The organism is Gammaproteobacteria bacterium (ex Lamellibrachia satsuma) (genome assembly GCA_019623805.1).
Taxonomy (GTDB): domain Bacteria; phylum Pseudomonadota; class Gammaproteobacteria; order Chromatiales; family Chromatiaceae; genus QGON01.
This window is the reverse complement of the sequence record CP053680.1, coordinates 3739431-3752128: the sequence shown is the minus strand read 5'-3', so window position 1 is coordinate 3752128 and position 12698 is coordinate 3739431. Positions and strand designations below refer to the sequence as shown.

8 protein-coding genes are annotated in these 12698 nt (G+C 59.7%); 7 read left to right on the top strand and 1 reads right to left on the bottom strand.

Annotation, left to right across the window (positions count from 1 at the left end):
- Nucleotides 1–165: 165 nt before the first annotated feature.
- On the bottom strand, nucleotides 166–2202 hold the full coding sequence (locus HPY30_16205) for a hypothetical protein (protein ID QYZ67387.1): 2037 nt from the start codon (nucleotides 2200–2202) through the stop codon (nucleotides 166–168).
- 277 nt (nucleotides 2203–2479) lie between these two features.
- Between HPY30_16205 and tagH the strand changes: the two genes are divergently transcribed.
- From tagH to HPY30_16170, 7 genes are all read left to right on the top strand, one after another.
- Entirely contained in the window at nucleotides 2480–3787 is a 1308-nt protein-coding gene (gene tagH, locus HPY30_16200; protein QYZ67386.1) for a type VI secretion system-associated FHA domain protein TagH, read from the top strand.
- Nucleotides 3788–4069: 282 nt separating this feature from the next.
- A complete protein-coding gene (gene tssJ / locus HPY30_16195; protein QYZ67385.1) occupies nucleotides 4070–4594 on the top strand; it encodes a type VI secretion system lipoprotein TssJ in 525 nt (174 codons plus the stop codon).
- Between the two features lie 14 nt (nucleotides 4595–4608).
- Nucleotides 4609–5943, top strand: a complete 1335-nt coding sequence (tssK, locus tag HPY30_16190; protein QYZ67384.1) for a type VI secretion system baseplate subunit TssK — start codon at nucleotides 4609–4611, stop codon at nucleotides 5941–5943.
- Nucleotides 5944–5949: 6 nt separating this feature from the next.
- A complete protein-coding gene (gene tssL / locus HPY30_16185; GenBank protein ID QYZ67383.1) occupies nucleotides 5950–7287 on the top strand; it encodes a type VI secretion system protein TssL in 1338 nt (445 codons plus the stop codon).
- Nucleotides 7287–10871 (top strand): type VI secretion system membrane subunit TssM, encoded by a 3585-nt coding sequence (gene tssM / locus HPY30_16180; protein ID QYZ67382.1) that lies wholly within the window; start codon nucleotides 7287–7289, stop codon nucleotides 10869–10871. Before tssL ends, tssM begins: the two co-directional genes overlap by 1 nt.
- A 38-nt stretch (nucleotides 10872–10909) precedes the next feature.
- Nucleotides 10910–11671 (top strand): type VI secretion system-associated protein TagF, encoded by a 762-nt coding sequence (gene tagF, locus HPY30_16175; GenBank protein ID QYZ68094.1) that lies wholly within the window; start codon nucleotides 10910–10912, stop codon nucleotides 11669–11671.
- A 35-nt stretch (nucleotides 11672–11706) separates the two neighbouring features.
- Entirely contained in the window at nucleotides 11707–12423 is a 717-nt protein-coding gene (locus HPY30_16170; GenBank protein ID QYZ68093.1) for a serine/threonine-protein phosphatase, read from the top strand.
- Nucleotides 12424–12698 lie beyond the last annotated feature (275 nt).

Genomic DNA, 12698 nt, shown 5'->3' with positions numbered 1-12698 from the left:
ATTTATTGGTTTTTTCCGCTTTATATGGTGTCTTATTTGACCTGAACCCAACCTGGACAATCACCTGAATTCCTATTCATTAAGTATAATAATATTATATTTATCAAACAGATAAATAACAATAATTATCTAAATTCTAACAATAGCAACGCCCATCAAATACTGTCAAAAAAGCTGGAACAGCATGTTCACAAAAAACTGCGGATCTCTTTCATTGCTCGGCTCACGATCCCCCAAGGGTGTAGCCAGCGACATGTTCATACTGAAGCGGGAGGTGTTGAAACCCAACCCAAGCCCGGCGCCGCTGAGAGCGATGGATTCATCCTCATTGTCCAGAGGATTGTTGAGCCAGCCGCTGGCATGATCCACAAAAAGCGATACGGTAATCGCCCGCCCCCAAGTGGTGGCGGTGGAGCCGGCAACCCAACCTGGAACCGCAGTCTCCTTGAAAAATGGCAGGTTAGACGACCACTCCAGGGAGAGGAAATAGCCGCTGTCACGTAAAAATTCGGCGGTAGGATATGCCCGGACGCTGCTGGGACCACCCAGGGCCATCTGCTCCAGGGAGACCAGCAGATCCGGCGAATACTGCCCGTTCACCCGTAACCAAAGCATGGTGTCGGCGAATAACTGTTGTTTGCGTACGGCACCGAATACGAGTTTGCCGAAACTGCCCCCGGCTTTGGTTCCGTCGCCGCCGGTACGACTGGAATTGGAGGCGTTCTCTCCCTCCATCGCCCCGAACAGATCCCCGACTCCCCGATGGTAGGCAACGTTCAAACGCAGCTGGTTGGAGCGCCCCACCGGTGCCAACAGTTCGTCGGAATCGAGGAAATCGAGACCAAAGTTGAACACCGACAATTTGTCCTGGGCGGTGACTATATCCGTTTGGCGAGTCAGGGCATCTTTGAGCGTCAGCCCCGCAGAGGCCGCGAGACGGGTGCGAAAAGTCTGCCAGAACACCCGATCAAGGGCGAGGTACATCTGCTCCGTCACACCATCAATCTCGAACACCTCCAGTTCCTGGCCAATCTCAAACTGGTTGCGGCTGACTCCCATACTGACATGATAGTCCGGTGTAATAACCGGTCGCATGTAGTCAAAGGCATAAAAACGACCGTTACTGGGACTGGCGTTGTTGAGCAGCGAAGCCGAGAATCGGTCAGCGGCACCGGTGGGGTTATTCCAGTCGAGGTTGAGACGTCCACGGTAGATACCCGAGTATTCAGATCCGGAATTATCCAGTGAAAAACCGAGGTTTATGGGATACTTCTCTTCAAATACCTCAAGTTCCAGTGCAGTCTTGCCCACCTCTTCGTCGGGGAAGAAGGTCAGCTGGGCTCGGCGCTCCGCCAGGCGCAGCCCAGGATAGTCCCAGACGCTGAGCAGCGACTGAGTGATCTCGCTGCGAGTGACCGGTTCGTCCACCAGCTTCTCAAAGGGTTTCAACAAGACTTCAGGCTCATAACGCTGATTGCCCTTGACTGCCACCTTGCCCAACCGTCCCTCAAGGAGATGGATCTCCACTGAGGCATTTTCCACCGTCTGGGGGGGCAGGAAAGCAGTGTCCAGAATTCTGTCGCGCTCGCGGAAAAAGTTGGTCACCCGGATAGAGACATCCTCCAGGTCGAAGATGGAAAACTGGTTTTCATACTCCTGCAGAACCGATTTAAGCAGTTGGTCCAGCGCAGGATCCAACACCGGCACGGCGCAAAACTCGCCATATTCAGTGTGGTTGCAGTCGACATCGAAGGTGAGCCGTACATTGATGCCCGCCTGGTCGAACATGGCGAACTGCTTGCGGTAAGCTTTCAGCACCTCGTCGAGTACCTGCTGCAGTGCATCGTCATCCAGATTGATGTCGCAGGTGAAGCCGGACTCGGTCTTGGCACACTTACCTTCGAACTGCTGGATGGGAATGAGTCGTTTGACACTCAGACGATTGACCTCGACCCGGTTCTCGTCCGGAACGCGTTCGCGTTTAAGTGGGACTCGGAAACCCTTGAGGGCCTCCTCCTCAGCGCCCTCTGCGGGCAGCGGGATGTCCAACAGCGGCCCCGGAACATCCATGTCCCGCGGCATTGCAGGATCTGGGATGAGTGGACCGGCGGACTGAACCGGTCCGATGCCGGAGAACGCCAAGACAAGAGTGAGAACCCGGATCAATACCCGGCTGCGTTGCCTCACACCGACTACACTCATTGCCTCATCCCCAGCCCGTCGACACGACTTTTCGCAAACCCCAATAAAGCTTACGATACTTGAGAAAGTATATGCCCATGTTCGGTAAAGACAACCGAAGCGACTAGCGAAAGGTGCGATTATCATTGATATTTACCGATCAGTTGCAGAAGATATAGAAGATTGACCACCTGATCAGGTAATCCGTATAGCGCCCTGTCTGGTTGTGCCGGTCCCGGCCCGGAACATGGAAGCGGAATTGTCCTAACCCAAATTGGATCATCAGTCTCTACCACCCATGAAACTCTGTCTGAACGTCACTACCTACCGCAATCAGCCGCCTGTCACTCCTTTGTCGGCTGAGTTCGACTCACAGGGCGGCACTCTGGGACGTTCCGCCGGTAACCTTTTCGTGCTGCCTGATCCCGAACGTTTCATCTCCGGCAAACACGCGGCCATTGCCTTTCGCGACGGTAGCTTCTACATCACCGACACCAGCACCAACGGTATCTATGTAGGAGGTAGCGAGCAGCCATTGGGGCGCGGCAACAGCGCATCACTGAGCAACGGCGACCATCTGCTGATCGGCGACTATGAGATTGAGATTGTTTTGGAGGGAGACGCAGGGGCTGCCGCCCCTGCCTTCGGCGCGGACAATCCCTTTGCCGCACCACCTCTGACCCCTGCTGCATCGCCCGTTGTTGACGCTTTTTTCCATGAGAGAGAAGCGGACGACGATCGGGTGGACACCACACCCACCACCAACTCCCTCTTTTCCACGCCGCCGGAACCTGTCCCCTCTCCCGTTACTGGTTCTGAAAGGGATGATGTGCCGGTGGAAAACGAATTTTTCCAACCACCTCAGGCCATCCCAGAGGATTGGGACTCACTGACAGAGGCGCCACTGTCGGCACCACCACCAGCAGAGGAGGAACCCGTATCTGCCCCTCCTCCTTCACCACCGCCAGCAACCCAGCCTGCGGTCACGCCCAGCCCACCGACATCGGTTCAGGATCAAGAGGCACTACGCCTGATTCTTGAAGGCGCAGGTATGCAGCATTTCGACATTCCAACCGATGTCGCACCGGAAACTCTGCGCACACTGGGCGCTCTGATGCGGGAGATGGTGGAGGGCCTGATGGGAGTGCTACGCGCGCGTGCCGAGATCAAAAGCCAGTTCCGCATGCAGCTGACTACTATCCGTCCGGTAGAGAACAATCCACTAAAATTCACCGTCAGCGTAGAAGAAGCCCTGTCCCAGCTGTTCAGGCCGGACAACAGCGCCTACCTCTCTCCCATGGATGCAATCCGGGAAGCGGTGGATGACATCTCGGCCCATCAGCTTGCGGTAATGGCCGGTATGCAGGGCGCACTCTCCGCCATGTTGCAGCGTTTCGAGCCCGAGGCACTGGAGCGTTACTTCCAGCAAAAAGGGGGGCGCAGCCTGCTGGAGAGCAAAAATGCCTGGTACTGGGAGCAGTATGCGGAGAAACACAAAGAACTGCTGGCGGAGGCCGAAGACAACTTTCAGGATCTCTTCGGCGAAGAGTTCGCCCGCGCCTACGAGGACCAGATCACCAGACTGGCCAGGGCGCGAAGAGACTGACCCAGTTTATTCCGGTGCGCACAGCGCACCCTACCAAACTCCGGTGCGGGAGATCTCTCCCTAACGGTCGAGATGACAGGATTCGTTCAGCGGTTACCTGACCTGGGCTTGATCAGATAACACACAATAAAGTGGCTGCGAAAAGGAATGGGTTTCCGGGAATCCGTTATACTCTCTAACGAAAGGTTGCCTGCACCACCCATCCACGTAGGATAAACGTGGCGATAGTGCGTAGGGTAGACTAAGTTTAGGAACTGGGCATTGATAACCCAAGGAGAAAACATGCGGTCCCGCCATCTGCTTCTGTTCTTCGCCCTGATGGTCTCTCTCTTCTTTGCCGGCTGCGGTGAAAAAAAGGCCCCTCCCCCTACCCAACTCAGCGCCAAGTTCATCGCCTCGCTCCACGTTAATCCAAACGCCGAAGGCACCCCTTCACCGGTTGTGGTCCGCTTCTACGAGCTTAAGACCCCGGGTATCTTTGAAGACACAGATTTTTTTACCCTGTACGACGACGACACCGCAGTACTGGGCGCCGACCTGGTGGCCAGGGATGAGTTCAAGGTCAAACCCGGAGAGACACTTCCCTTACTGCGGGAACTCGATCCCCAGACCCGTTTTGTCGGCGTCATGGCCGCATTCCGCGACCTGAACAACGCTATCTGGCGGGCGACTGCCCCCATCGCACTCCATCAAGTCAACGCCTATACCATTCTGCTCGGACGCGGTGAGGTTTCCATTTCGGAGACCAAACCTCCGGGAGACGAAGAACAAGAGAAGAAATCCAAAGAGCCACTTTTCAATTTTTGACCCGGGACCCGGATATGACCTGGCGCAACAAAATCATCTGGTCGGAAGGCATGTTCCTCCGGCCTCACCACTTCCAGCAGCACGATCGCTACCTGGAAAACCTGTTGGAATCACGCTGCGCGCCACTCCGGGCCTACGGCTGGGGCATCCGGGAACTGAGCATCGACCAGGATCTGCTGACCCAGGGAAAATTGTCGGTCTCCCGCTGCAAGGGTGTGTTACCGGACGGCACCCCTTTCGACATCCCAGGAGAGGACACCCCTCCACCCATACTTGAGATACCGGAGAACACCCATGACACCCTGATCCACCTGGCCCTGCCTGCCCGCCGACAGGGGGCGGTGGAAGCCGACCGCAACGATATCCCGGAAGTGCTGGCCCGCTACCTGCCCAGGGAGCAGGAGGTGGACGACAGCAACGACGGCGCCGACACCAAGGCCCTGGTCCAGACCGGCAGCCTGCGCCTGCGCCTGATGCTCGACGGCGAAGACCGCAGCCAGTTCATCTGCATGCCTCTGGCACGGATCGTGGAACTGCGGGCCGACATGAACCTGCTGCTCGACGAGGACTTCCTGCCTCCCGCCCTCGATTGCCGGTCTCATCGTCGGCTGCACGGTTTTCTCGATGAGCTGCAGGGATTGCTGCATCACCGGGGCGAAGCCCTCGCCGGGCGCATCACCGCATCCGGCCGGGGTGGCGCTGCGGAGATTGCCGACTTCATGATGCTGCAGGCGGTCAACCGGCTGGAGCCCCTGTTCACCCACCTGGCGCAGATGGAGGGACTCCACCCCGAGGCCTTCTACCAGATCGGCGTCCAGACTGCCGGGGAACTCTCCACCTTCACCTCGCGGGAGAAGCGCCCCCTTGAACTGCCGCCCTACCGCCACGATGATCTGCAGGCGACCTTCGAGGCGCTGATGAACGCCATGCGCCAGTCCCTGAGCATGGTACTCGAACAGAATGCCGTGGCGATCCCGCTGCAGGATCGCAAATACGGCATCCGGGTCGCAGCGCTGGCCGACCACAGTCTGATCGACAGCGCCAATTTCGTGCTGGCGGTGGGCTCCCAAATGCCTACCGAGACCCTGCGCAACCGTCTCCCGGCCCAGGTCAAGATCGGGCCGGTGGAACAGATCCGCGAACTGGTCAATCTGCAACTGCCGGGGGTAGCGCTACGACCTTTACCGGTAGCGCCGAGGCAGATCCCCTACCATGCCGGATTGACCTATTTTGAACTCGATCGCAGCAGCGAACTATGGAAACAGCTCAAGAGTTCCGGCGGATTCGCTTTCCACATCGGTGGCGAGTTTCCCGGTCTCGAACTCGAATTCTGGGCTATCAAAGGGTGACCAACCGTGACTACCGACGACCCCTTTTTCGACGCGGACGGTGACGACAGCGACCGGACGGTGATCCGTCCCATGCCCGGCGGCAGACGGCCGGGCGGTGGAGCTGCCACGCCCCGGGCCGAACCACCACCGATGCAGCCCAGGGCGCCGGTTCCACCGCCCGGCCGCTATGACGTCGACCGGGGTCTCAATCCTCTGGTGACCGCCGCCGCCCCCCTGCTCTCCCTGCTGGGCAAACTGCGCAACGCCCCGAGCCACCCGGATGTCAACAGCCTGCGCCGACGCATGGAGGAAGAACTCCGTCTTTTCGAAAGCCGGGCCGCTTCCGGCGGGATCGACCAGGAGAGCATCTTCGCCGCCCGCTACGCGCTGTGCACCGTGATCGATGAAACTGTGCTCAACACCCCTTGGGGCAGCAGCAGTCCCTGGAGTACGGAGAGCCTGCTGATCCTCTTCCACAAGGAGGCTTGGGGCGGCGAAAAGTTCTTCCAGATGCTGGAGCGCATGCTCAAGGATCCAGGCCGTTTTCTGGAGATGCTGGAACTGATGTATATCTGCCTGAGCATGGGTTTCGAGGGCAAATACCGCATTATCGAAGGAGGCAACCGGACCCTTGAACAGATCCGTGACAGCGTCTATCGCACCATCCGAATGCAACGTGGTGAATACGAGCAGGATCTTTCGGTCCACTGGCGCGGCGAGCAGTTGGGCGACAACACCCTGCGCCACTACATCCCGCTCTGGGTGGTGGCCGCACTCTCCGGCGTACTGCTGCTGAGCACCTTTCTGGTCTTCAGCTACTTCATCAACGACACCTCCGCCCCCGTCTTCAAAGACGTCTACGCGGTGGGCCGTGAGGTTCCGCCGGAGATCGACTCCGCCCCACCTCCTCCACCGCCGGTGAAGGACGACCTCTACGACCGGGTCTCCGGCTTTCTGGAACCAGAGGTTCGGGAGGGACTGGTGGAACTGATCAACAACGATTCCGACGTGGTCATCCGCCTGCGAAACAAGGGACTCTTCGGTTCCGGCAGCGATCAGGTGAAGTCAGGCTTCAGGCCCTTGCTGCAGCGCATCGCCGAGGCCCTGGCGGCCAATGTCGACGACCCTATCCTGGTGGCCGGACACTCGGACAATATTCCGATCCACACCCTGCGCTTCCCCTCCAATTGGCACCTCTCCATGGGACGGGCCGAGTCGGTGGCGGAGATCCTGCGCCAGGATGCTGCGATCAAGGGTGAAATCGTTGCCGATGGCCGTGCCGATAACGAGCCGCTGGTGCCCAACGATTCATCGGAGAACCGGGCCAGAAACCGCCGTGTCGAGATAATCCTGGAGAAGTGATGAGCAAGATCGCAGGGTTCTTCAAAAAGCGCTGGGTAATCCAGCTGCTCGGGCTGATCGCCCTGAGTATCATCATCTGGTTCATCGGCCCCCTGATCGCCATCGCCGGCATGGTGCCGCTGGAAGGGATGATCGTGCGGGGTCTGGTGATCGTTTTCCTCCTCCTGTTATGGGTGCTCTATCTGCTGTGGCATCAGTTACGGGCGCAGAAGGCCGACAAGGCGATGATGGAGGAGATCAGCCAATCCGATGCGGCGCCGGGCGCTGAACAGTCGGCAGAGGAACTGTCGATCCTGCAGGAACGTTTTGACGAAGCCCTGGGAGTGTTGAAAAAGAGCGGCAAGGGGAAAAGCGGCAGCCAGTACCTCTACGAGCTGCCTTGGTACATCATCATCGGTCCACCGGGATCGGGCAAGACCACCGCCCTGGTCAACTCCGGACTCAATTTTCCGCTCTCCGACCGCTTCGGCAAAGACGCCATCCGCGGCGTGGGCGGCACCCGCAACTGCGACTGGTGGTTCACAGAAAACGCTGTGCTGCTCGACACCGCCGGGCGCTACACTACCCAGGACAGTCACGAGGCCGTCGACTCCGCCGCCTGGCTCGGCTTTCTGGAGCTACTGAAGAAACACCGCAAACGCCGCCCCATCAACGGTATCCTCATCGCGGTCAGTCTCTCCGACATGATGTTGCAGACCGAGGAGGAGCGCAGCCTGCACGCACGCTCGGTGCGCAGCCGCATCCAGGAACTGAACGAACGACTGGGAGTGAAGGCACCCGTCTACATGCTGTTCACCAAGTCCGATCTGGTGGGTGGCTTCACCGAATTCTTCGAGGACATGGGCCGCGAGGACCGGGCTCAGGTCTGGGGCATGACCCTGCCCCTGGAGGCGACAGAGAGCACCGAGGGGGCGGTAAGCCGCTTTCCCGACGAATTCGATGCCCTGCTGAGCCGTCTCAACGACCGGGTGCTGGCCCGCCTGCACCAGGAGCGGGACATCCAGCGACGCAATCTGATCTTCGCTTTTCCCCAGGAGATGGCCTCTCTGAAAGAACCCCTTACCCGTTTTCTCGACGGCGTCTTTCGTCCCAGCCGTTTCGAGGACCGGCAACTGTTGCGCGGCATCTACTTCACCAGCGGCACCCAGGAGGGCACACCCATCGACCGGCTGCTGGGCAACCTGGCCCAGAACTTCGGCCTCGACCGCATACGGCTGCCCGCCTTCAGCGGACGCGGCCGCAGCTACTTCATCCAGGATCTGTTCCGCAGCGTCATCTTTCCGGAGTCTAGTCTGGCCGGTAGTGACAAGAAGGTCGAGCTGCGCCGGGCCTGGATGCAACGAGGTGCCTATGGTGGGGCGATCCTGCTGACTATTCTCACCGCGCTGGCTTGGACCACCAGCTTTACCCGCAACCAGGTGAAGGTCGGCAACCTGGAAAATAACCTAGAGAGCTATCAACAGTCGATCTCAGATCTGGACTACCGCATCACCGATTTCCGTAAACTCCTGCCACCCCTGGACGATCTGCGTGCCGCCACCGAAGTCTACCCTGAGGATACGCCCCTTCTCATGGGCATGGGGCTCTATCAGGGCAAGAAACTGGGGCCCGCCACCGATTCGGCCTACCAGCGGACGCTGCAGGGGCGCTTCCTCTACAGCCTCGGCGCCCGGCTCGAGGATTATCTGCAGAGCCGGGAGCAGAAAGACCTGCTGCGGGAGGCCTTGAAGAGCTACCTGATGCTGGGTTACCCCGAGCACCTGGATCCTGAGCAGATCAGACTCTTCATGTCAGTGGACTGGGGAAACAGGTTGGCCGGCGAAAGCGAGGCCCAGAATCGGTTGATGAACCACCTGGAGAGTCTGCTCTCCACCCGTTTCAAACCCCTGCCCCTGAATCTCAAGCTGGTGGCCCAGGCACGGGATGCGCTGACAGAAATCCCCCTGTCACAGCAGATCTACAGCCAGATACGCCAGCGGTCGGCAGCGGATCGCAGCAAGGATTTTCTGCTCGGCACTGCCTTGGGGCGTCACGGCGACCTGGTCTTCGGCGTCAACGAAGGGAGCCTGGAAAAGACCCGTATCCCGGCCCTCTACACCCGTCAGGGTTTCTATAACATCTTCCTGCCCCAAACCCTGGAGCAGGCGGAGGCCGCGCTGAGCGAAAACTGGATCCTAGCCGAAACAGACGCCGGCGAGATCAGCGATGCCGAAGCGCTGCGTCTGGTGAAAGCGGTCAAAGATCTCTACGCAGAGGACTACATAGCGGCCTGGCGCGGCCTGCTCGATGGTATGCGCATCGTCAAGATACGCTCTCTCACCCAAAGTGTTGAAGTGCTGGACGTGGCCTCCGGTCCCTCCTCCCCCCTGCGCAAGCTGTTACGGGTGGTTGCGGACAACACCACCCTGAGCAAAGCCCCGACCGATGAAAAAATGGCTGCCGCCGCCGACAAGGCCAAGGGGGTGGCGGATATTGCCGCGGAATTGAGCACAAGTGCCTACCAGAAGAAAAACCGCCTGGAACGGCTGATGCGGGCGGCCGGCAAATCAGGGGTAGAGACCCCGGGCAAATCCCTCGATCCGGTTGCAGTGCAGGTTGAGGAGACCTTCGAGCGGCTCATCGAGCTGGCCAAGGCCCAGGGTGACAACCCCGCTCCGCTGGAAGGTCTGATCGGTGACTTGGGCGACCTGCACGCCTCCCTGGCCGACCTGGAAGCCGCCGGTGGCAGCGCCGCACTGGCTGCCGCCAAACAGCGTGCCTCCGGCTCCAAGGACCCGACCAAACGGCTGCAACGCCGGGCCAAGCGTCTGCCCAGACCGGTCAACGAGTGGGTCTACGCACTCACCGAACGGGGCTGGGGCGTGGTAGTGGGCAGTTCCCGTAACGAACTGGCCAAACGCTGGCAGGCGGAAGTGCTGCCGCTCTGCCGCCGCGGCATTCAGGGCCGCTACCCCCTCTCCAAAGAGACCGAGAAGGAGGTCACCCTGAGCGACTTCTCGCGCTTCTTCGGCCCCGGCCAGGTGATGGACAAGTTTTTCGAGGAGAACATCAAACCCTTCGCCGACACCAACCGTAGCCCCTGGCGCTGGAAAAAGGCCGGTGGCCACCCGATGGGCGTTTCGGCAAACACCCTGCGCCAGTTTGAGCGCGCTGTACGCATCCGCGATGTCTTCTTCGCAGAAGGGGGCAAACGGCCCAAGATCGCCTTCAGTCTCAAGCCCGCCTACCTCGATGCAGAGACAAGCCGCTTCCTGCTGGATCTCGATGGCCAGAAGCTGAGCTACCGCCACGGACCGGCCCGCAACACCCGCATGCAGTGGCCTGCCCCCGACGGCAGCGGGCAGGTCAGAATCCTCTTCGAGAATCTTAAAGGCCGTACCTCTGCCGATTCCAAGGACGGTGTCTGGGCCTGGTTCAAATTGCTTGATCAGGCCGAGGTGAAGGATACTGCGATGGCCGACCGTTTCCAGGTTAGCTTCAGCCTCGGGGGGCAAACTGCCCGTTTCGAACTGCGAGCCGACAGCATCATCAACCCGTTCCGCATGCCGGAGTTGGAGGCGTTCCGTTGTCCGGCAAAACTCTGACCCATGCTGCCCCACAGGCCAGCGGTTTTTTCGGCAAGCTGCCAAGCCACGGCGACTTTCTCACCCGCCGCCTGCCCCGTGGTTTCACCGACCCCTGGGACCGCTGGCTGCAGAGCGCCGTAGCAGACAGCCGTGAGCAACTCGGAGAGGGCTGGCTCGACATCTACCTCACCAGCCCGATCTGGCGCTTTGCCCTCTCGACCGGGTTATGCGGCGAGACCGCCTGGTGCGGCATCCTGATGCCCAGCGTGGATCGGATCGGCCGCTACTTCCCTCTCACAGTGGCAGTCCCCCTGGAACCAGGCAGCAACCTGACGGCCCTACTACAGGATGACGCTGAGTGGTTTTCACGCTGCGAGAAACTTGCGTTGGCTTCCCTGGCGGAAGAGATCCCCCTGGAAGATTTCGATTTAGCCCTGACCGATCTGTCACCACCGGAGATCCCGCCCCATCCCGGAGCCGTCACCAGCAACAGCTTGGGAAGAGCGGCCTGGCAGTTCGAACTCCCCTCCCTCGAATCCGCATTCCCGGTAAGCACCGCCCTTAACCAGACCCTTTTGGAACGGACCTTTCTCGCTTACAGCCTCTGGTGGAGCGAGGGCTCGGAACGGGTTCGTCCCTCCCTGCTGGTCACCGAAGGCCTGCCGCCGATTCAGGGTTTCGCCGCCCTGCTCGACGGTAACTGGGTCAACTGGAACTGGAGCCAATACCGGGTTCCCCTGCCCCCCTCACCCATCCTGGAGAGTGATAACGGAAGTGAACCGGAGACCGGCAAACCCGCAGAAACGGAAGCCAAATGAGCGGGACGACCACCGTATATTGGGAATCCACCGCGTTGAGCAACGTCGGCAAGGTGCGCAAGCTGAACGAAGATGCCTGCCTCGACCGGGTTGAATCGGGCCTCTGGGTGGTGGCGGATGGCATGGGGGGACACAGTTCGGGCGACCTGGCCAGCGGTTTGATTGTGGAACGGATGCAGCAACTGAGCCTGCCGGATGCCCTGAGCAATAAAGTGGATCTGCTGGAAGAGACCCTGCTCGACATCAATCAGCAACTGCTGGCGGAAGCCACCCGCCGTGGCGGCAATATTACCATCGGCGCCACGGTGGTGGTGATGCTGGCGCATGCGGCCCATCTGTTGCTTCTCTGGGCTGGTGACAGCCGCGCCTACCGTTTTCGAGATGGCGAACTGGCCCAACTGACCCAGGATCACACCCAGGTGGAGGAGCTGGTCGCAGAGGGTTTGTTGCTGCGGGAGGATGCGGAGAACCACCCCGCCTCCAATGTAGTTACCCGTGCGGTGGGGGCGATGGAAGCGCTCTATGTGGACATGGACGATACCCGGGTCGAACCGGGGGACCTCTACCTGCTCTGCAGTGACGGCCTCAACAAGGAGGTGGCAGACCCGGAGATCGGGCAGATCCTGGCCATGCAGCTGCTCCCAGGGGACTACTGCCAAAGGCTCATCGATCTCGCCCTTGAGCGCGGGGCCAGGGACAACGTTACCGTAGTGGTAGCCCGGGCCGAAACGAGGCAGTCTGAACGGATATGACAGACTTCAGGACCCTGTTGAACGGACTCAGTCAAGGCAGCATAAACGCCGACGAGCTAATCGAGCAGTTCTCCCGAATCGCCGTAGAGACCCCGGAACAGATTCCTGAGCTAATCAACGCGATTGACGAAGACTTTCGCTCGGGACATCTGCCACCCCAGATCCACGCCATAATGCTGGCCCGGATCAAGAGACCAGCCCCCGCCGATGCAGAAACTCCTGTGCCACCATCCGGAGTTGCCGAAAAGAGCCCCCAGGACGAGAAGACTCACATC